We start from the raw sequence: 21,188 nt of genomic DNA, 5'->3' as shown, positions 1-21,188 counted from the left end.
TTTCGCCCCTATTTCTTAAAAAAGAATCTTACCCGAGCTTCACCAACTGCCCCTTCACCTTCTCCAGCTTGTCATTCAGCTCAGCCAGCTGCGCTTTGTCGCGCTCCACCAGATGCGCAGGCGCCTTGTCGACGTAGCCCGGTTTTTCCAGTTTCGCCGTCAGCTTCTCCAGCTCGGCGCTGACCTTGCCGATTTCCTTGGTGAGGCGTGCGGTTTCGGCGGCCTTGTCCACTTCCACCTTCAGCATCAGGCGGGCATCGCCGCTGATGGCGACCGGGGAGTCGTCTTCCGGCAAGGCGGACACGATGCTGCCTTCGGTCAGGCGGGCCAGCAGCTTCAGGTACGGGATGAACTCGGCGATGGACGCGTCGGCGGTTTCGATGAACAGCGGCGCCTTCACCGCCGGGCCGATGCCCATTTCACCGCGCAGGTTGCGCACCGCGTTGACCAGGTCCTTGAACGCGTCCATGCGCGCGTTGGCCGCAGCGTCGATCTTCTCGGGCACGGCAACCGGCCAGGCGGCGACCATGATGGAATCGGTGTGCTTGGCGTTGGCCAGCGGGGCGACGGTTTGCCACAGTTCTTCGGTGATGAACGGCATCAGCGGATGGGTCAGGCGCAGGGCGACTTCCAGCACGCGCACGATGGTGCGGCGGGTGGCGCGCTGCTGTGCCTCGTTGCCGGTCTGCAGCTGTACCTTGGCCAACTCGACGTACCAGTCGCAGTATTCGTTCCAGATGAACTCGTACACGGTCTGCGCGGCGAGGTCGAAGCGGTAGGTTTCCAGCGCTTCGGTCACGTCCAGCTCGGCCTGTTGCAGGCGGCCGATGATCCACTTGTCGACGAAAGAGAATTCCAGCGGCAGGCTTTCGTCCTGGCCGCAGTCTTTGCCTTCCACGTTCATCATCACGAAGCGGGTGGCGTTCCACAGCTTGTTGCAGAAGTTGCGGTAGCCTTCGGCGCGCTTGAAGTCGAAGTTGACCGAGCGGCCCAGCGTCGCGTAGCTGGCCATGGTGAAACGCAGCGCATCAGTACCGTAGGCCGGGATGCCGTCCGGGAACAGCTTTTCGGTGGCCTTGGCGATCTGCGGTGCCTTTTCCGGGCGGCGCAGGCCGGTGGTGCGCTTGTCGACCAGCGGCGCCAGCGCGATGCCGTCGATCAGGTCGACCGGGTCGATGACGTTGCCTTCCGACTTCGACATCTTCTTGCCTTCGTGGTCGCGCACCATGCCGTGGATGTACACGTCCTTGAACGGCACCTTGCCGGTGAAGTGAGTGGTCATCATGATCATGCGCGCCACCCAGAAGAAGATGATCTCGTAACCGGTGACCAGTACCTGCGACGGTACGAAGGCACGCAGTTCCGGGGTGTCTTCCGGCCAGCCCATGGTGGAGAACGGCACCAGCGCGGAGCTGAACCAGGTGTCCAGCACGTCCTGTTCGCGGCGCAGGGTCTTGCCCGGCGCCTTGGCTTGCGCCTCGGCTTCGTTGCGGCCAACGTAGATGTTGCCGTCTTCGTCATACCAGGCCGGGATCTGATGGCCCCACCACAGCTGGCGGCTGATGCACCAGTCCTGGATGTTGTTCATCCACTGGTTGTAGGTGTTGACCCAGTTTTCCGGGATGAAGCGCACTTCGCCGGATTCGACGGCGTCGATGGCTTTCTGGGCGATGGATTTGCCGGTGGCGTCATCGTCGCCGACCTTGCTCATCGCCACGAACCACTGGTCGGTGAGCAGCGGCTCGATCACCGAGCCGGTACGGTCGCCGCGCGGCACCATCAGCTTGTGCGGCTTGGCTTCCAGCAGCAGGCCCTGCGCGGTGAGGTCGGCCAGCATCGCCTTGCGTGCGTCGGCGGTGGACAGGCCGGCGTAGGCGGCCGGCAGGTCGATGGTGCCCTGCGCGGTGCCGTCGAAGCCGAACAGCTGCGCCTTGGCGAGGATGGTCGCCTGCAGGCTCATCACGTTGATGAGCTGGGTGTTGTGGCGCTTGCCGACCTGATAGTCGTTGAAGTCGTGCGCCGGGGTGATCTTGACGAAGCCGGTGCCGAAGGCGGCATCGACGTAGTCGTCGGCGATCACCGGGATCTGGCGGCCGGTGAGCGGCAGTTCCAGCATCTTGCCCAGCAGGTGCTGGTAGCGCTCGTCCGTCGGGTTGATGGCCACGGCCACGTCACCGAGCAGGGTTTCCGGACGGGTGGTGGCGACGGTCACAAATTCGTCGCTGCCCACTACCGGGTACTTGATGTGCCACATGAAGCCGTCTTCTTCCTCGGAGACCACTTCGAGGTCGGAGATGGCGGTACCCAGTTTCGGGTCCCAGTTGGACAGGCGCTTGCCACGGTAGATCAGGCCCTGTTCGAACAGGCGCACGAATACCTCGGTAACGGTATCGGCGCGCACGTCGTCCATGGTGAAGTATTCGCGGTCCCAGTCCACCGAGCAGCCGACGCGGCGCATCTGGCTGGTGATAGTGCCGCCGGACTGCTCCTTCCACTCCCACACCTTGCTGGTGAAGGCTTCACGGCCGAGGTCGTGGCGGTTGATGCCCTGCTCGGCCAGCTGGCGCTCGACCACGATCTGGGTGGCGATACCGGCGTGGTCGGTACCCGGAATCCACACCGTGTTGTCGCCCTTCATGCGGTAGTAGCGCGTCAGGCCATCCATGATGGTCTGGTTGAAGGCGTGGCCCATGTGCAGGGTGCCGGTCACGTTGGGCGGCGGCAGCTGGATGCAGAAGGCGGGTTTGCTGGTGTCCATGTGCGGCTTGAAGTAGCCGGACTGTTCCCATTGATCGTACCAGCGACGTTCGATGTCGCCCGGCTCGTAGCTTTTGGCAAGTTCAGTGGTCATGGTGTGAATTCGGTCTTTATCGATGCAGAAAAATGACGTCGATTATAAACCGAATCGGCTACAGCGTCGTCAGCATCCGTTATGCCGGCCGGGCGGCAAGCGTCAGCGCCAACGACTGGCGCCAGCCGGCCACGCAGCGCGCCGGACATGTGGGCGCGACAAGGCGCGGGCAACCGCCGCCACCCGCGCAGCCATGAAAAATGCCCCGCCAAGGGCGGGGCATTCGTGGCGCTCTGCGGCCAACGTTGGCCGCAACGCTACGCTTACAGCACTTCGATGATGCCGGCGGCACCCATACCGGTACCGATGCACATGGTCACCATGCCGTAGCCCTGCATGCCGGCATTGCGCATGCCGTGCACCAGCGTGGCGGTCCGGATGGCGCCGGTAGCGCCCAGCGGGTGACCCAGCGCGATGGCACCGCCGTGCGGGTTGACCAGGCCCATGTCCAGCTCCAGGTCACGCGCCACCGCCAGACCCTGCGCGGCAAAGGCTTCGTTCAGCTCGATCCACTTCAGCTGATCCTGGGTGATGCCGGCGTTGCGGCAGGCTTCCGGAATCGCTTCCTTCGGGCCGATACCCATGATTTCCGGCGGCACGCCCTTCACCGCGAAGGTCACGTAGCGGGCCAGCGGCGTCAGGTTGAACTGCTTCAGTATCTTCTCGGACACCAGGATCACGGCACCGGCGCCGTCGGACATCTGCGACGAGTTGCCGGCGGTGACGCTGCCCTTGGCATCGAACACCGTCTTCAGCTTGGCCAGGCCTTCCAGCGTGGTCTCGCGGCGCGGGCCTTCGTCGGTGTCCAGCACGCGGGTGGTGCTGATCACTTCGCCTGTTTCCAGGTTCGGCGTGCGGTAGGTCACTTCCAGCGGCGTGATCTCGCTCTTGAACTTGCCGCCGTCGATGGCAGCGATGGCGCGACGGTGCGACTCGACCGCGAACGCATCCTGGTCTTCACGCGACACGCCCCACTGCTGCGCGACCTTCTCTGCGGTCAGGCCCATGCCGTAGGCGATGGCGTAGTTCTCGTCCTTGGCGAAGATCGCCGGGTTCAGCGACACCTTGTTGCCCATCATCGGCACCATGGACATCGATTCGGAACCGGCGGCGATCACCACGTCGGCCTCACCCAGACGGATGCGGTCGGCGGCCATCTGCACCGCGTTGATGCCGGAGGAGCAGTAGCGGTTGATGGTGATGCCGCTGACGGTGTTCGGCAGCCCGGCCAGCAGCACACCGATACGCGCCATGTTCAGGCCCTGTTCCGCCTCGGGGAAGGCGCAGCCGACGACGCAGTCGGAAATCAGGTTCGGGTCCAGCGTCGGCACCTGTGCCAGCGCGCCGCTGATCACGTGCGCCAGCATGTCGTCCGGACGCACGTTGCGCATCATGCCACGCGGTGCCTTGCCTACCGGCGTGCGGGTCACGGCGACGATGTAAGCTTCCTGTACTTGTTTAACCATTTTTTGCAATCTCCTTCAGGCCGGAGCGGCGGCGCGCACGCTGCCCTCCGGCCGCTGTTCGGCGGTATCAGTTACGCAGCGGCTTGCCGGTAGTGAGCATGTTGGCGATACGGTCCTGGGTCTTGCTGGACTTGAGCAGGGTCATGAACGCCTTGCGTTCCAGATCCAGAATCCACTGCTCGTTGACCAGCGTGCCCTGCTCCACGTCGCCACCGGTCATCACATCGGCGATCAGCGCGGCGATGGTGAAGTCGTGCTGGCTGATGAAGTGGCCTTCCAGCATGTTGACCAGCTGACCCTTGATCGAGGCGGCACCGGCGCGACCGGCGACCGGGAAGCCGGCGACCTTGAGCGGCGGACGGTAGCCGGTTTCATACAGCGCCAGAGCTTGCTGCTTGGCGACGTACAGCAGCTCGTAGGCGTTGAACACCACGCTGTCGCTGTTGCGGAAGAAGCCGATTTCCTGCGCCTCGTGGCCGCTGGTGGCGACCTTGGCGGTAGCGATGGCCATGAAGTAGTCCTTCAGTGCCGCCAGCACGTCGCCCTGCGCGTTCTGCGCCGCACGCAGCGCGAACTCCTTGCAACCACCGCCACCCGGCAGCAGGCCGACACCGACCTCGACCAGACCGACGTAGGATTCCAGCGCGGCGACGACCTTGTCGCAGTGCATCGCGAATTCGCAGCCACCGCCGAACACATAGCCCTGCGTCGCGGCGACGGTCGGGATGTGGCTGTAGCGCAGGCGCATCGAGGTGGTCTGGAAGCGGCGCACCATGGTGTCGATCGCGTCCCAGTCGCCCATCATGAACGCCGGCAGCATCGACTGCAGGTCGGCGCCGACCGAGAACGGCTCTTCGGTCTGCCAGATCACCAGCCCCTTGAAGCGGGCTTCGGCGATGTCGATGGCGGTGTTGACGCCGTCGATCACGTCCGGACCGATGGCGTGGGCCTTGGACTTGAACGACACCACCAGCACGTCGTCACCGGTGGTGAAGGCTCGCACGCCCTCGTTCTCAAACACGGTCTCGCCCAGCAGGCCGGCGGTTTCGCCCAGCACCTTGGCCGGTGCCAGCTGGCGCTGGTACACGTCCAGTGTGGAGCGGCCGACCAGTTTGCCGGCTGTGGCATCGAAGGAGCCATCGGCAAAGTGCACGCCGGCACGGTCGGTTTCCAGCGCCCAGGCCGGCAGCGCCGCTGCGGCCAACGTTTTGCCGGCCTTGATGTCTTCATCGATCCAGCCGGCGACTTGCTGCCAGCCGGCCGCCTGCCAGGTCTCGAACGGGCCGACCGACCAGCCGAAACCCCAGCGGATGGCGAAGTCGACATCGCGGGCGCAGTTGGCGATATCGCCGAGGTGGTAGGAAATGTAGTGGAACACGTCACGGAAGCAGGCCCACAGGAACTGCGCCTGCGGATGGCTGCTGGCACGCAGCTGCTTGAACTTCTCGGCCGGGTTCTCGATCTTGAGGATGGCCTTGACCGCTTCGTCGCCCTTCTCGCCGGCGCCCACGTACTCGCCCTTGGCAGCGTCGAAGACAAACATCTGCTTGCCTTCCTTCTTGTAGATGCCGCGCTTGGTCTTGGCACCCAGGCTACCGTCGGCGATCAGCTGCTGCAGCCACTGCGGCGACTTGAAGTAGGCGTGCCACGGGTCGTTCGGCAGCGTGTCGTCCATGGTTTTCACCACGTGGGCGAAGGTGTCCAGCCCGACCACGTCGGCGGTGCGGAAGGTGGCGGACTTCGGACGACCGAGGCGCGGGCCGGTCAGGTCGTCGACCACGTCAAAGCGGATGCCGAATTTCTCGGCATTGGCAATGGTGGCCAGCATCGAGAACACGCCGATGCGGTTGGCAACGAAGTTCGGGGTGTCCTTGGCACGGATCACGCCCTTGCCCAGCGTGGTCACCAGGAAGCGCTCCAGGTTGTCCAGCATGCCGGCATCGGAGCCCACGCACGGGATGATTTCCACCAGGTGCATGTAGCGCGGCGGGTTGAAGAAGTGCACGCCGCAGAAGCGTGGCGCCAGTTCGGCCGGTACGCCGGCGGCCAGCTGGTTGATCGACAGCCCGGAGGTATTGGTCGCGAAGATGGTGTGCTCGCCCAGATGCGGCGCCACCTTGGCGTAAAGGTCGGTTTTCCAGTCCATGCGCTCGGCGATTGCCTCGATCACCAGATCGCACTCTTTCAGCAGGTGCAGATGGTCTTCGTAGTTGGCCGGCTGGATGTAGTTGACCGCATCCTTGTTGGACAGTGGTGACGGCTTGAGCTTTTTCAGGCCGTCGATGGCTTTCAGTGCGATCCCGTTCTTGTTGCCGTCTTTTGCCGGCAGGTCGAACAGCACGGTCGGCACCTTGGCATTAACCAGATGGGCGGCGATCTGCGCCCCCATCACGCCGGCGCCGAGAACGGCGACCTTGCGTACGATAAACTTGGTCTGAGACATGGTTTCCTCGGTTGTCTTAACGAACAAACATGGTTGCGGCTTCACGGATTATAGATTCCGGGTAAGCCATCCAACGGGAAAGATCGGCTGAATCACAGTATCTGAATAATGGTTCAGCACTTCCCGAAAAAAACACGGCAACAGGGTCGCCGTGCCTGTTGCGGCCAACGTCAAACGTTGGCCGCAAAGCCTCGCGGCTTAGAAACGGTGGTTGTACTGCACCCCCAGGATCTGGGCGCTGGACTTGTAGTTGACGGTGCCCTTGGTCTGACTGGAAACGCAGGTCGTTTGCCCCTGAGCCACGCAGGTACCGTTCACATTGGCCTTGGCATCCTTGATCTTGATGTAGCTGTAGGCGAAATCGATCGAGGACTGCTTGTTCAGGTCGTACTTGCCACCGAAGGACAGCCAGATACGGTCGTTGTCCGGCAGGGTCGCCAGACGACGGTCATCATTCGGCACCGGCGACTTGTCGTAGGCGATACCGGCGCGCAGCTGTAGCGGCTCGGTGTACTGATAGGAACCACCCAGCGAGAGCTTGTAGGTGTCTTTCCAGGCCGGGGTCAGGTAAGTCGTGTTGCCCTGCCCGGTTTTTGCATTTTCATAAACCAGCAACGCTTTATCAAAGCGGGAGTGCTTGGTCCAGGTTACGTCGGCGAACAGGTTGGTTTTGCTGTTCAGCTTGTGCATACCGTGCACGGACAAGGCTTCGGGAGTGGTGATGTCAACCTTGGCGCCTTCCGAATCTTTAAAACCGGCGGCATTCAAGGCGGCATAGCCAGCGGCCGGCTTGGTCCATTTGGCCGAACCTTCCAGCGTGTGCTCGATTTCCGAGCGGTAATTCACACCGACGCGGGTGTTGTCATTGATGTCCCACATCCAGGCCAGGTTGTAACCGAAGCCCCAGTCATCACCCTCGACATCGGCATAGCCGTCGGCTGCACCGTTACCGGCCACCGAACCCGGCAGCGCCAGGTTGCCACCAGCCAGCGCATAGCCGAAGTTGGCGTATTGGCGCAGGGTTGCCTCGGCGTGCTGGGCAAGGACACCGACCGCGACCGAATGTTGGTCATTGAGCTTGAAGGCCACGGTAGGGTTGACATCAATGGTGGTCAGTTCGGTAGAGTTCAGGTTGTAACGCAACACCGAATCACGCTGATATTCGGTGGAAGAAGCGAATGGCACATAAATACCCAAGCCAACCGTCACTTTGTCGCTCAGTTGGTGTGTCATATACAGCTGAGGCACCACCACCAAATCTTCAGTGATCTTGCCACTGGTCGAACCTTTGACCGTTGAATTCGTTGGTGTTACAGCCAGTGTCGGATAGGTAGCACTGGCGTCGCTATATCTGGCATTCGGCGCAACCAGGTTCAAGGCACCGGAAAAGTTGGTCCCCTCCAGCTTGGTCATGCCCGCCGCGTTGTAGAAGATCGTGGATGCATTGGCCGCTTCGGCGGCACTGGCATTGGCGGTGGATTGGGCGCTGACCGACTGGGTACCGAAGTGGTAGCCGGAAGCCATTGCAACAGTGGTTGCACCCATCATCATGACGGACAAGCTGACGTGTTTCAGTTTCATGTGTTATTCCCTCTGTGCATTGTTATTCATGCTGTTCCGAACGCCTGTTTGATTGACGATCTGGCCCGATACTACCTAGAGACGAAGCTGTTATCCAGCTTTTTCGAGCATTCGTTCCAAACATTCGTTTCAATGAAACAACACATCAAATGCACTCAGGAAATGATTCTGGATTTGCCATCGGCATCGATGGCGACGTAGGTGGCAATCACCTCGGTAATCGGCACCACTTCGCCACCAAGACGCTCCGCCTCCACCGTCACCTTCAGCGTGACCGACTTCTGTCCGAGACGGAAACACTCGGCATACAGTGACACCACGTCACCGACATGGATGGGACTGGTCAGCTGGAAGGCATTGACCGCGACCGTCGTCACCGGCCCCTTGGCCAGCCTTTCGGCGCAGATGGCGCCGGCGGTATCGATCTGGAACATCAGCCAGCCGGCGTGGACACGGCCGTGGGCATTGGTGCTGCGCGGCTCGGCGCGCAGGCGCAGCACTGGCACGCGGACGACTTCGGGTTGTTGCTGTGGGGATGGGGTCATGTTGTCTCTCTCGATGGCGCTCTGTCGACAGAGTGCCATCGACAGAGACGGGCGTTGCCGCCCGACTCCTTATTGTTTAGCCGATCAGAAGATCAGCCGCTGCAGCATTTTGTCATCATGCTGCTCAAGTTTCATGTCGAAATCATCGACCATGATCACGTCGCGCTTCAGTTTGCGCGCACGCGTCACGGCGTCAAACTCCTGCTGCGTAATCTGCCCGGACTGCAACGCTTCTGCCAGCCGCTCACGCGCGGTGACAGTCTTGAACTTGCCATCACGCCCCAGTTTGCGCAACTTCTGTTCCAGAGGCTCGGTCTCCAGCATCGCCTTCAGTGCCGGCTCCAGCACGCCGACCGGATCCGATTCGTCGCTCGGCGCGAAGATGCCGCGGGTCAGACGCTCGCGTGTCGGGCCCAGCTCCATCAGCAGTCGCGCCACCTTGGTGCCGGTGTGGTCGCTGGCCGGCTTCATGGTCAGCCCCCACGGGAAGATTACCTTGCGCAGGATTGCGGCCAACGTGCGGCTTGGCAGGTTGGCGAGGAAGCCATCCATCGCCTGCTGCAGGTCGTACAGCGCATTTTCCACCGCCCACTGCAGCACCGGCAGGTCTTCCTTCGGCGCGCCATCACGCTCGAAACGCTTCAGGCAGGCAGAGGCGATATACAGGTTGGACAGCATGTCACCCAGCCGCGCCGACAGCTTTTCGCGGAACTTCAGTGAACCGCCGAGGCTGAACATCGCCATATCGGACAGCAGCGCAAAGGCACTGGAGAAACGCGTCAGCTGCTTGTAGTAGGCGGCCACTTCGCCACCTTTCGGGCTGCCGACCAGCTTGGCACCGGTCAGGCCCATCCACAGCGAACGGAACACGTTGCTGATCACGAAGTTGATGTGGCCGGTGATGGCCTTGTCGAACTCGGCAGCGTCATTGCTCATCGCCGCCTTCATCTCGCGCAGCACGAAAGGATGGCAGCGGATGGCGCCCTGACCATAGATGATCATCGAGCGGGTCAGGATGTTGGCGCCTTCCACCGTGATCGCAATCGGGATCGCCTGGTAGGCCCGCGCCAGATAGTTGCGCGGCCCCAGCACCACTGCCTTGCCGCCATGGATGTCCATCGCGTCGTTCAGCGTTTTGCGCATGCGCTCGGTGTTGTGATACTTCAGCACCGCGGACAGCACCGACGGTTTTTCGCCGATATCGAGGCCGGTCAGTGCCAGATCCTGCGACGCTTCCATCTGGTAGGTAAAGCCACCGATGCGCGCCATCGCCTCGTCCACACCTTCGAACTTGCCGATCGACAGGCCAAACTGGTCGCGGATACGGGCATAGGCGCCGGTGGTATAGGACGCCACCTTGCCGGAGGCGACCGACATCGCCGGCAGCGAAATGCAGCGGCCTACCGACAGACACTCCACCAGCATGCGCCAGCCCTGGCCGGCGTAATCGCGGCCACCGATGATCCACTCCAGCGGAATGAACACATCCTTGCCCCAGGTCGGGCCGTTCATGAACGCGGCACCGCCAGGGAAGTGGCGGCGGCCGATGCAGACGCCCTCGTGCTCGGTCGGCACCAGCGCGCAGGTGATGCCCAGTTCTTCCTTGTCGCCCAGCAGATGATCCGGGTCGTACATCTTGAACGCGAGGCCGAGAATGGTGGCTACCGGCGCCAGCGTGATCCAGCGCTTCTCCCAGCTCACGCGCAGGCCGAGCACGTCGTCAAAACGTTGGCCGCTGCGCGGGTCAGTGTAGCTGCCACGGCAAACGATGCCATAGTCTGGAATCGCCCCGGCGTCCGAGCCGGCGTAGGGGCTGGTCAGCGCGAAGCACGGCACTTCCACGCCCTTGGCCAGGCGCGGCAGATAGTAGTCTTTCTGTGCTTCGGTACCGTAGTGCTGCAGCAGTTCGCCGGGGCCGAGCGAGTTCGGCACCATCACCGACACCGCCGCGGTGCCGCCGCGGGTGGCGATCTTGGTCACCACCTTGGCGTGGGCGTAATTGGAGAACTCCAGACCGCCGTACTTTTTCTTGACGATCATGCCCAGGAAGCCGTTGTCCTTGATGAACTGCCATACTTCTGGCGGCAGGTCCTTCAGCTCGTGGGTGATTTTCCAGTCGTCGACCATCTTGCACAGCTGCTCGGTCGGGCCATCCAGAAACGCCTGCTCTTCGGCAGTCAGTCTCGGGTCCGGGAAGGACAGCAGACGGTTCCAGTCCGGCTTGCCGGAAAACAGGTCGCGATCCCACCACACGGTACCGGCGTTGATCGCTTCCTGCTCGGTTTGCGACATGGCAGGGGTGATTTTCTTGAAGACGGAGAACACCGGGCCGGTGAACACGGCGCGGCGCAGCGGCACCAGATTCAGCACCAGCGCGATGACGGCAAACAGCACCCACACCGCAAGCGGGACCTGGCAGCCCCAGACTGGCTGCAGGCTGGCAAGCCAGCCTGCGATCACGACAGTCCACGCCAGCACGGGAGCGCGGAAATACGCGAGCGCCCCGAGCAGCAGGATCAGAACAATAGCAGATGTCATTATGGTTACCCTCGTGTTGACCTCGTGGAGTCAATCAGACGGGCGCCGTCAACCCCGCTACGACGAAAGGCACCAGGTGCTTGACCACCATGTCCGGGTCACGGGCGGAGACCACCTGACTGCGGACAAAGATCTTCAGCACATCATTACCGGCGAAGGCATTGAACATCACGCCAAAGGCAAAATGCATGCGCCAGGCAATGTCTTCGGTTTCAAACTGCGGCAAAGCTGCCTGGAAGGCACTGGTATAGCGCTGTACAAACACGCTGTACTGCTGGTTCAGTGCCTCGCGCAGCAGACGGTGGTTTTCCACCAGCGTGCGCGACATCAAGCGGACAAACAGCGCCCCGCCCTTGGTCGGGTCTTTTGACAACATCAGGCAGGGCTTGATGAAGGTCAGTACCAACGCCTCGGCGGTCAGGGCTTGTCCGGATTGTTCCAGCGCGTCGAGTTCGGCCAGACAGGCAGCCACAAACGGGCCGATCCTGCGCATGAATACCGATTCGAACAGCGCATCCTTTGAACCGAAGTGGTAGTTCACAGCGGCCAGGTTGACTTCAGCCTGCTGTGTGATCATGCGAAGTGAGGTGGCCTCGAAGCCATGTTCGACAAACAGCCGCTCGGCAACATCGAGAATCCGAGTTGCGGTATCGGGTTTGTTCACTTCCATGTCGTCTTGCACTTTCATCGGATTGAGTAATTGCGTCGCCTTGTCCATCATGATTTTAGAACAAGCGTTTGAAACTTACGTTTTAATTTGATGCCTGTCAAGAAATGCATTCCTGAAGCCTCCCGCGGTAAACACAAGTAAAACGGCAGCCCTTAGTCTAGACTGCCGTTCGATTGAAACAAACGTTTTTTATTACAAGCCTCTAGCGAGATCCGCCTGCAGGTCGTCGACATGCTCCAGACCGACGGCAACCCGCAACAGCCCTTCGCTGATGCCGGCGCGCGCGCGCGCCTCCGGCGTGATGCGTGCATGGGTGGTCGATGCCGGATGGGTGAGCGTGGTCTTGACGTCGCCGAGGTTGGCGGTGCGCGAAATGACCTGCACCGCATCCACCACTCGCCAGGCCGCCTCGCGCCCGCCCTTGACCTCGAACGACACCACCGCCCCGCCGCTGCGCTGTTGCTTTTGCGCCAGCGCGAATTGCGGATGGCTTTCCAGCCCTGGGTAGAACACGCGCGCCACCGACGGCTGCTGTTCCAGCCAGCGTGCCAGCTGCAGCGCATTGGCGGAGTGCTTTTCCATGCGCAGGTGCAGTGTTTCCAGACCGGACAGCAGCACCCAGGCATTGAATGCGGCCAGGGTCGGGCCGGCGGTACGCACGTGCAGGTAGATCTGCTCGATCAGCTTGTCGTTGCCGACCACCGCCCCGCCCAGCACCCGGCCATGGCCATCGAGGTACTTGGTGGCAGAGTGCACCACCAGATCGGCGCCCAGTTGCAGCGGCTGCTGCAGCGCCGGCGAACAGAAGCAGTTGTCGACCACCAGCAAGGCACCGGCTTCATGCGCGATGTCGGCGACGGCGGCGATGTCGGCCAGCTCGGTGAGCGGGTTGGACGGTGTTTCCAGGAAGAACAGCTTGGTATTGGGCTTCACCGCCGCCCGCCACGCCGTCGGATCGGAGGCGTCGACATAAGTGGTCTCGATATTGAACTTGCCGAGAATGCCGTTGAACAGGTTGATGGTGGAGCCGAACAGGCTCTGCGACGACACCACGTGATCGCCGGCCTTGAGCAGGGTCAGCATGGTGGCCTGGATCGCGGCCATGCCGCTGGCGGTGGCAATCGCGCGCTCACCGCCTTCCATTGCGGCCAACCTTTGCTGGAAAGCGCTGACGGTCGGATTGGTAAAACGGGAATAGGTATAGCCTTCGATCTCGCCCATGAACATGGCGGCGGCTTGTGCGGCCGTATCAAAGGTAAAGCTGGAGGTCAGGTGCAGGCTCTGGCTGTGTTCGCGGTATTCGCTGGTTTCGCGGCCGGCGCGGATGGCCAGCGTCTCGGGATGCAAGGGGGGACAGGTGTCTTCGCGCGACATGGTGGGCTCTCGTACGGCGTATGGCTGAAAGACTTTCAACAATAACAAGGGTTGGCCGCAACAGCCAACCCTTGTCGTTATATAGAAATTCAGATCAGGTTTTGTTCGGCAACATTCAGGTTGAGATCGACCATCTGGTTGCTGCTGTCTTCCTCTTTCTGCTCGCTGGCCGCCTTGCCCTTCTTGCGTGCCGCCTCGATGGCATCGAGATAGGCTTCGCTGATGTCACCGGTGATGTAGCAACCGCTGAAGCAGGAAGCCTCGAACACGTTCAGCTCGCCGTTCAGGCTCTGCACCGCGTGCTCCAGCGCCTCCAGCTCCTGGTAGATCACCGCATCGGCGCCAATTTCGGCGGCGATCTGCGCATCGTTGCGCCCGGTAGCCAGCAACTCGGCACGGGTCGGCATGTCGATGCCGTACACGTTGGGGAAGCGTACCGCCGGCGCGGCCGAGGCGAAGTACACCTTCTTGGCGCCGGAATCGCGTGCCATCTGCACGATTTCCTTGGAGGTTGTGCCGCGCACGATGGAATCGTCCACCAGCAGCACGTTGCGACCGGCGAATTCCAGCGGCACCGGGTTCAGCTTCTGACGTACCGACTTCTTGCGTACCGCCTGCCCCGGCATGATGAAGGTACGGCCGATGTAGCGGTTCTTGATGAAGCCTTCGCGGTACGGCAGACCCAGCGCGTTGGCCAGCTGCATCGCGCTCTGGCGGCTGGAATCCGGAATCGGGATCACCACGTCGATGTCGATGTCCGCGTACTGGCGGCGGATCTTCTCGGCCAGCATCTCGCCCATCACCAGGCGTGACTGGTAGACCGACACGCCGTCGATCACCGAATCTGGACGTGCAAAGTACACGTACTCGAACAGGCACGGCGCCAGCTGGGTGTTCTCGGCGCAGATGCGCGCCTGCATGTCACCGTCGAAGGTGACATACACGCACTCGCCCGGCTGCACGTCGCGCAGCACCTTGAAGCCGGAACAGTCCAGCGCCACCGATTCGGAGGCGAACATGTACTCGGCCTTACCGTCAACCTCGGTGGCACCCATCACCATCGGGCGGATGCCGTGCGGATCGCGGAACGCCACCAGACCGTAACCGGCGATCATCGCCACCACGGCATAGGCACCCTTGACGCGGCGATGCACCGCCTCCACCGCCCCGAACACCGCATCCGCAGTCAGCGTCGCGTTCTCGACACGGGCGGCGATCTCGTGCGCGAACACGTTGAGCAGCACTTCCGAGTCGGAGTTGGTGTTGATATGGCGCAGGTCATTACGGTACATGTCCTGCTTCAGTTCGTCGGTATTGGTCAGGTTGCCGTTGTGCGCCAGCACGATACCGAACGGCGAGTTGACATAGAACGGCTGCGCCTCGGCCAGGCTGGATGCCGAGCCGGCTGTGGGGTAGCGCACATGACCAATGCCTGCATTACCGAACAGCGACCGCATGTTGCGGGTGCGGAACACGTCCCGCACCAGGCCGCTGCCCTTGTGCATGTGAAAGGTCTTGCCATTGGCCGTAACAATCCCGGCTGCGTCCTGACCACGGTGCTGCAACAATTGCAAACCGTCATACAACAGCTGGTTTACGGGTGACTGACCCACCACCCCCAAAATTCCACACATAGCTCATCCCCAGACAACACGAGTAAAAACAAGGGGTGACAGCGGATCGCGCCATCACCCCTCTTGGTACTGCTAAAAAAAGTGCACCGCGTGCGCCAGCGTATCCGGCAGCCACGGTCGGGCAGCCATCGCCACCGTCTCGAAAGGCTGCACCAGCAAGGCGTCGTGCCAAAAACTCTGTTGCGGCATGGTACTCATCCCACCCAGCATCACCAGCACCGTGACCAGCAGCAGGCCACGGGCCAGGCCGAACACGACGCCAAGAAAACGGTTGACGCCACCCAGACCGACCGCATCGATCAGCGCGGTCAGGGTCACACGAAACAGCGCCGTTGCCAGCCACGTCAGCAGCAACAGCACGATAAAGGCGGCAATCAGCTGTATACCCTGACCGCCCAAGGGCATGAAACCGGCCAGATCCGGGGCGAAACTGCGCGCCACCCAGAATGCCAGCAGCCACGAACACAGCGACAGCAGCTCGGCGGCCAGGCCGCGGAACAGCGCCACGGCCATGGAACCTAAGATGATGGCAAGAATCAGCCAGTCAAGAGCCGTCAGCATCATTTGGTGACGATAATGCCCGACACGCCGGCCCGTTCCAGTTTACGCAACGCGGCATCGGCTTCGGCACGGCTGCCGAACGGGCCGACACGCACCCGTGTCACCTCGCCCTTGCTGGTCTGCACCTTGCTGAATCGGGCGGCAACGCCGACGGCGGACAGGCGCTGCTTCAGCGCGCTGATCTTGTCCACATCGGACAGCGCAGCCAGCTGTACCTGGTATTTTTCGGCAGTCGCCGCAGTCGCCGCAGTAGCCGCCGCACGCGGGGCTTCCGCCTCGCGCCCTTCCAGAATCGCCGCCGGATCCGGCGCCGCCTTTTTCTCCGCGACTGCCGGCTCAGGTTTCTTGTCGGCCACTTTCGGCGTCACCGGTTTCGGCTCGGCCGGCTTCGGTGCCGGAGGCGGCGTCACCACCGCGGCCGGCGCGACAGCCGGAGCAACCGGGGCGACAGCCGGAGGACGGCTGGCCTCGGCGGCGGGCGGCGGTGCCAGCACGCTGTCTTCCGGCGGCAGCGTGGCGAGGATGTCGGTTTCCTGCGGCGCCGAGGCCACCACGGGCGGCAGTGCAACAGGGGCCGGCGTCGGCGCCGAGGCTGGCAGGCCGGAGATCTCGACCTGTTCCGGCTTCATTTCCTGCTCCGGCAGCGCGTCCAGCACATTCCACAACACGGTGGTGGCCACCAGCACCAGCACGATGGCGCCGACCAGGCGACGACGCGCCCGTTTGCGCAGCATCAGCAGTTCATCGTGTGCGGAAAGAGACATCTGGCGTCCTCAGGCGTGAGTGGATTTCGCAGCCATCACTTCGGCGACGGTGTGGAAGGATCCGAAGACCACGATTCTATCATTCTCCCCTGCCGCCGATAAAGCCGCGTGCCACGCATCGGCCACGCAGGCGAACGGTTTCACCTTGGCCACGCCCTGCTCATGCAGCTGGCTTGTCAATGCCGCAGCGGTTTGACCACGCGGCATATCCAGACCGCCGACGAACCACTCGTCGAACTCGTCCTTCAGCGCCGCCACCACCGCCGGCAGGTCCTTGTCCGACAGCATCGAGAACACCGCGAAGCGGTTCTGCGCGTAGGCCATGCGCTTCAGGCTGTCGGCCAGCGCGCGGGCGGCGTGCGGATTGTGACCGACGTCGAGTATGGTCAGCGGCCGTCCCGGCAGCACCTGGAAACGGCCCGGCCAGTCGACTTCCAGCAGGCCGCGCTTGATGGCACCGATGCCGACCGGCAGCAGTGGCCGCAGCCCTTCCAGCGCCGCCAGTGCCGCCGCCGCGTTGATCATCTGGTACTCGCCGCGCAGCGCCGGCACCGGCAGGGCGTGACGGTGCACCTCGCCCATGTGGAACGACCACTGGTGATCGAGACGGGTGATACCGAAATCCTTGCCCACCAGCCTGAGGTCGGTGCCAAGGTTGGCCGCATGCTCGAGCAGGCTTTGCGGCGGGTTGGGGTCGGCACAGATCGCCAGCTTGCCGGCGCGGAAGATGCCGGCCTTCTCGAAACCGACCAGCTCGCGGGTGTCGCCAAGATAGCTCTGGTGGTCGAGATCGACACTGACCACCACCGACACCTCCGGCTCGAAGATGTTGACCGCGTCGAGACGGCCGCCGAGGCCGACTTCCAGCACCGCGACATCAACCTGCTCGTCGATGAAGGTGTGCATCGCCGCCAGGGTGCCAAACTCGAAATAGGTCAGCGTGGTCTCGCCCCGCGCCGCCTCGATGGCGGCGAAGCTGTGCACGATGCGTTCGTCGCTGACCGGCTGCATATTGATGGCCACGCGCTCGTTGTAGCGCAGGATGTGCGGCGAGGAGTAGGTGCCGACCTTGAAGCCGGCGCGCTCCAGCATGGTGGACAGCATGGCGCAGACCGAGCCCTTGCCGTTGGTGCCGCCAACCAGCACCACCGGAAACGTTGGCCGCAAGCCCATCGCATCGCGCACCGCGCTGACCCGCGCCAGGCCCATGTCGATGGTGGCGGGGTGGATCGATTCCAGATGGGAGAGCCAGTCGTTCAGGGTGTCAAAACTTGCCATGCTTGATTACATCCGTTCAGTTTCAGGGTTGCCGGCGCCGCGGCACCAGCGCACATAGACGCGCAACGCGCGGTGGGTGTCGGCCGGCACCGCGTCCGGCCATACCAGCAGCCGGTAGCGGCGACCGTTGTCGTCGCTCACGCTGAGCACCACCAGCAGCGGCAACGCGATACTGGCCGGCAGCAGGCGGACGCGGCAGGCCCGGCCGCCCTGCTGCAGCTGCAGCACGCCGCGCATGTCGACGGCAAAGCCGTCAAAGGTTGGCCGCAGCATGCCGCTCTGGCGCAGCACCTGCCAGCCACAGCCCGCGGCCGCCAGCAACACCAGCAACGCGAGGTCGCGTTCCAGAAAGGACAGTGCCGCCAGCAGCAACAGCAGCGCCACGCTCACCAGTGCGACGGCGAGGCGTGACGGCGCCAGCGTGGCGGCAATGGGGCTGACCCGGCTAGCGTGCATCGCGGCGGCGGTCAGTCTTCGTCAACGTCGACCGGGGAATTCATGATGTCGGCGTCGACGGTGTCCAGCAGCGTGGAGTGCACCTCGACGTCGAACCACTCCCAGAAGGCTTTCAGCGAGCGGTCCTGCGGCCACAGCGCCTCGTCCTCGTACCACGACGACAGCTCGATGCGGAACAGCTTGTCGAACATTTCATCAATGTGGCTGATCGCCTCTTCCGGCTCGTCGAATTCGGGCAAAAGGATCACCGTGCAGTCGGCACGCAGCGCGTCCAGCGACAATTCGATCATGTCGTTGTCCGGTACGGCATTCAGCCACGCCAGAAACGGGGCCTTGGGCTTGATAACGGCAACGGAGCGATCAACAAAGTACATGGCAAATCCTTTCGCATTGACCTGCAGCGCAGGTCTTCGGTTGGCGCGCATTGTAACAGCGACCGCCCCCGAGGCGAAGGGCGATGCAGCCACATGCTACAATCCGCTCCATTGCAATAAGAAGACAGCCTCCCGCATACCATCATGGCCCTGATTACCGTAGAAAAAGCCTGCCTCGCCTTTGGTCACCACGCCCTGCTCGACAAAGTGGATTTCTCGCTGGAGCCCGGCGAAGTCGTCGGCCTGATCGGCCGCAACGGCGCCGGCAAGTCCTCGCTGCTGAAGGCGATTGCCGGCAGCATCAAGCTCGACGACGGCCGCATCAACCAGCAGGGCGACCTCAAGGTCGCCAACGTGCCGCAGGAGCCGCTATTCAGCGAGGGCCACACCGTGTTCGAGGCGGTGGCCGAGGGGCTGGGCGAGCTGCAGCAGCTGCTCACCGACTACCACCACATCACCCAGCAGCTGTCCGACCCTGCGGCCAACCATGAGCAGGTGCTGGCGCGCATGACCCACATCCAGCAGGAGCTGGAAGCACGGGACGGCTGGCAGTTCGACGCGCTGATCAGCACCACGCTGTCGCACCTCGACCTCAACCCGGACACGCTGGTCAGCGACCTGTCCGGCGGCTGGAAAAAACGCGTGGCGCTGGCGCGCGCCCTGGCCTCGCGCCCGGACGTGCTGCTGCTGGACGAACCGACCAACCACCTGGACATGAGCGCCATCGAGTGGCTGGAAGGGCTGATGAAGAACTTCAGCGGCAGCGTGCTGCTGATCACCCACGACCGTCGCTTCCTCGACAACGTCGCCACCCGCATCATCGAGCTGGATCGCGGCATCCTGCGCAGCTACCCCGGCAGCTTCAGTGCCTACCAGGTGCGCAAGGCGGAAGAGCTGGCGATCGAGGAAGAGCAGAACCGCCTGTTCGACAAGTTCCACGCGCAGGAAGAGGTGTGGATCCGCAAGGGCATTGAGGCGCGCCGCACCCGCAACGAGGGCCGCGTGCGCCGTCTGGAACAGATCCGCCGCGAACGCGCCTCGCGCCGCGAGCGTGTCGGCCAAGTCAACTTCCAGCTCGACGCCGGCGAACGCTCCGGCAAACTGGTGGCCGAGCTGGAGCACGTCAGCAAGGGTTTTGACGGCAAGCAACTGATCAAGGATTTCACCACCCGCATCCTGCGCGGCGACAAGATCGGCCTGATCGGCCCCAACGGCGCCGGCAAGACCACGCTGCTGAAGCTGATCCTGGGCGAGCTGGAAGCCGACAGCGGCAGCATCAAGCGCGGCACCAAGCTGGAAGTCGCCTACTTCGACCAGTTCCGCACCCAGCTGGACGAAGAGACCAGCGTCGCCGACATCATCAGCCAGGGCAACGACTTCGTCGAAATCGGCGGCCAAAAAAAGCACGTGATGAGCTATCTGGAAGACTTCCTGTTCTCGCCGCAGCGCGCGCGCAGCCCGGTGAAGTCACTGTCCGGTGGCGAACGCAACCGCCTGCTGCTGGCGCGCCTGTTCACCCATCCGGCCAACGTGCTGGTACTGGACGAACCGACCAACGACCTCGACATCGACACCCTGGAGCTACTGGAAGAACTGATCGAGCAGTACAACGGCACCGTGTTCCTGGTCAGCCACGACCGAGCCTTCCTCGACAACGTGGTGACGCAGGTGATCGCCTTCGAGGGCAACGGCAAGCTGGAAGAGTATCCGGGCGGCTATCAGGACTGGCTCGATACCAAGGCGCGCATGGCGGCGCTGAAGCAGGAGGCACCGCGCAAGGAGGCTGCGGCCAGCGTCGAGGCCGCCAAGAGCGAGCGCGATCGCAGCAACCGCACGCAAAAACTGAGCTTTAATGAAAAGCGCGAGCTGGAGCGGTTGCCGGCGGAAATCGCGGCACTGGAAGGCGAGCAGGCCGAGCTGAACCAGAAGCTGCTGGACCCGAACGTGTACCGCGATGCACCGCAGGACGCGCGCCAGTGGCAGGCGCGCATCGAGGAAATCGAACTGCTGCTGCTGGAAAAACTCGAACGCTGGGAAATCCTGGAGAGCAAACAGTCATGACCCGCCGCTGGCCCGCCCTCTTGCTACTCGTCCTGCTGGCGGGCTGCGCCAGCACTCCCTCGAAAACCGCCGTCAAGCCCAAGCCGCGCCCGCCGGCGGCCAGCAACCTGTCGGCACTCAAGGCCGACGGCGTCAGCCGCGAAATCCTGCTCTACACCTTAAGCCTGCTCGACATCGACTACCAGTTCGGTGGCAGCAACCCGGAGGCCGGCCTCGACTGCAGCGGCATGGTGGCCTACATCTACCAGCACGCCGCCGGCATCAGGCTGCCGCACAATGCGGCGCAAATCGCGGCGCTGGCGCGGCCGATCGGCAACCACCAGCTGCAGGTCGGCGATCTGGTGTTCTTCAACACCATGAACCGGCCGTTCTCGCACATGGGGCTTTATATCGGCGACGGCAAGTTCGTGCACGCGCCACGCAGCAACAGCGTGATCCGCGTCGACCGACTGGACAACCGCTACTTCGCCAGCCGCTTCGAGGGTGCACGCACCCTGTTCGGCTAAACCTGATGCGCACCGCGCCCTGGCGGTAACGCTGGCAGCAGTGGCAGTCGCTACGGCCCAAACTGCACCGCGACGGTGCCTCGCTG

At 62.9% G+C, this 21,188-nt stretch carries 16 protein-coding genes; 2 read left to right on the top strand and 14 right to left on the bottom strand.

All coding sequences use genetic code 11. The features are described from left to right. Positions 1-28: 28 nt before the first annotated feature. From C8E02_RS12910 to C8E02_RS12845, 14 genes are all read right to left on the bottom strand, one after another. Complete coding sequence (locus C8E02_RS12910; protein WP_120811269.1) at positions 29-2,851, bottom strand: valine--tRNA ligase; 2,823 nt, start codon at positions 2,849-2,851, stop codon at positions 29-31. Positions 2,852-3,114: 263 nt separating this feature from the next. Next, entirely contained in the window at positions 3,115-4,317 is a 1,203-nt protein-coding gene (locus tag C8E02_RS12905; protein WP_120811267.1) for an acetyl-CoA C-acyltransferase, read from the bottom strand. 67 nt (positions 4,318-4,384) lie between these two features. Next, positions 4,385-6,760 carry a 3-hydroxyacyl-CoA dehydrogenase/enoyl-CoA hydratase family protein gene (locus C8E02_RS12900; RefSeq protein ID WP_120811265.1) on the bottom strand — a complete coding sequence of 792 codons (2,376 nt, stop codon included), beginning with the start codon at positions 6,758-6,760 and terminating at the stop codon, positions 4,385-4,387. 198 nt (positions 6,761-6,958) lie between these two features. Continuing rightward, on the bottom strand, positions 6,959-8,341 hold the full coding sequence (locus C8E02_RS12895) for an OmpP1/FadL family transporter (RefSeq protein WP_047966032.1): 1,383 nt from the start codon (positions 8,339-8,341) through the stop codon (positions 6,959-6,961). A 155-nt stretch (positions 8,342-8,496) separates the two neighbouring features. Further along, positions 8,497-8,886: an acyl-CoA thioesterase gene (locus tag C8E02_RS12890; protein WP_047966031.1), complete on the bottom strand. Its 390-nt coding sequence runs from the start codon at positions 8,884-8,886 to the stop codon at positions 8,497-8,499. Positions 8,887-8,970: 84 nt separating this feature from the next. Then, a complete protein-coding gene (locus C8E02_RS12885) occupies positions 8,971-11,424 on the bottom strand; it encodes an acyl-CoA dehydrogenase (RefSeq protein ID WP_120811263.1) in 2,454 nt (817 codons plus the stop codon). A 34-nt stretch (positions 11,425-11,458) separates the two neighbouring features. After that, positions 11,459-12,094: a TetR/AcrR family transcriptional regulator gene (locus C8E02_RS12880; RefSeq protein ID WP_047966096.1), complete on the bottom strand. Its 636-nt coding sequence runs from the start codon at positions 12,092-12,094 to the stop codon at positions 11,459-11,461. 192 nt (positions 12,095-12,286) lie between these two features. After that, the gene (locus tag C8E02_RS12875) at positions 12,287-13,468 is read right to left on the bottom strand and encodes an O-succinylhomoserine sulfhydrylase (RefSeq protein ID WP_120811261.1); all 1,182 of its coding nucleotides are present in this window, start codon (positions 13,466-13,468) and stop codon (positions 12,287-12,289) included. An 89-nt stretch (positions 13,469-13,557) separates the two neighbouring features. Beyond that, positions 13,558-15,102 (bottom strand): amidophosphoribosyltransferase, encoded by a 1,545-nt coding sequence (gene purF, locus C8E02_RS12870; protein ID WP_120811259.1) that lies wholly within the window; start codon positions 15,100-15,102, stop codon positions 13,558-13,560. Between the two features lie 72 nt (positions 15,103-15,174). After that, positions 15,175-15,666, bottom strand: a complete 492-nt coding sequence (locus C8E02_RS12865) for a CvpA family protein (protein ID WP_245961145.1) — start codon at positions 15,664-15,666, stop codon at positions 15,175-15,177. Next, positions 15,663-16,427: an SPOR domain-containing protein gene (locus C8E02_RS12860; RefSeq protein WP_120811257.1), complete on the bottom strand. Its 765-nt coding sequence runs from the start codon at positions 16,425-16,427 to the stop codon at positions 15,663-15,665. The genes C8E02_RS12865 and C8E02_RS12860 overlap by 4 nt, the downstream gene beginning before the upstream one ends. A 9-nt stretch (positions 16,428-16,436) precedes the next feature. After that, positions 16,437-17,705 carry a bifunctional tetrahydrofolate synthase/dihydrofolate synthase gene (folC, locus tag C8E02_RS12855; protein ID WP_120811255.1) on the bottom strand — a complete coding sequence of 423 codons (1,269 nt, stop codon included), beginning with the start codon at positions 17,703-17,705 and terminating at the stop codon, positions 16,437-16,439. Positions 17,706-17,711: 6 nt separating this feature from the next. Next, positions 17,712-18,161, bottom strand: a complete 450-nt coding sequence (locus C8E02_RS12850) for a protein YgfX (protein WP_120811253.1) — start codon at positions 18,159-18,161, stop codon at positions 17,712-17,714. A gap of 11 nt (positions 18,162-18,172) precedes the next feature. Then, the gene (locus C8E02_RS12845; protein ID WP_120811251.1) at positions 18,173-18,535 is read right to left on the bottom strand and encodes a hypothetical protein; all 363 of its coding nucleotides are present in this window, start codon (positions 18,533-18,535) and stop codon (positions 18,173-18,175) included. A 144-nt stretch (positions 18,536-18,679) separates the two neighbouring features. Here C8E02_RS12845 and C8E02_RS12840 point away from each other — a divergent pair, with 144 nt between their 5' ends. Next, positions 18,680-20,596 carry an ATP-binding cassette domain-containing protein gene (locus tag C8E02_RS12840; RefSeq protein WP_120811249.1) on the top strand — a complete coding sequence of 639 codons (1,917 nt, stop codon included), beginning with the start codon at positions 18,680-18,682 and terminating at the stop codon, positions 20,594-20,596. Next, a complete protein-coding gene (locus C8E02_RS12835) occupies positions 20,593-21,102 on the top strand; it encodes a C40 family peptidase (protein WP_120811247.1) in 510 nt (169 codons plus the stop codon). Before C8E02_RS12840 ends, C8E02_RS12835 begins: the two co-directional genes overlap by 4 nt. Positions 21,103-21,188 lie beyond the last annotated feature (86 nt).

The sequence above is a fragment of the Vogesella indigofera genome, from assembly GCF_003633895.1.
In the GTDB taxonomy this organism is placed as follows: Bacteria; Pseudomonadota; Gammaproteobacteria; order Burkholderiales; family Chromobacteriaceae; genus Vogesella; species Vogesella indigofera.
The sequence above is the reverse complement of the archived record's forward strand: the minus strand, read 5'-3'. Positions and strand labels throughout refer to the sequence as shown.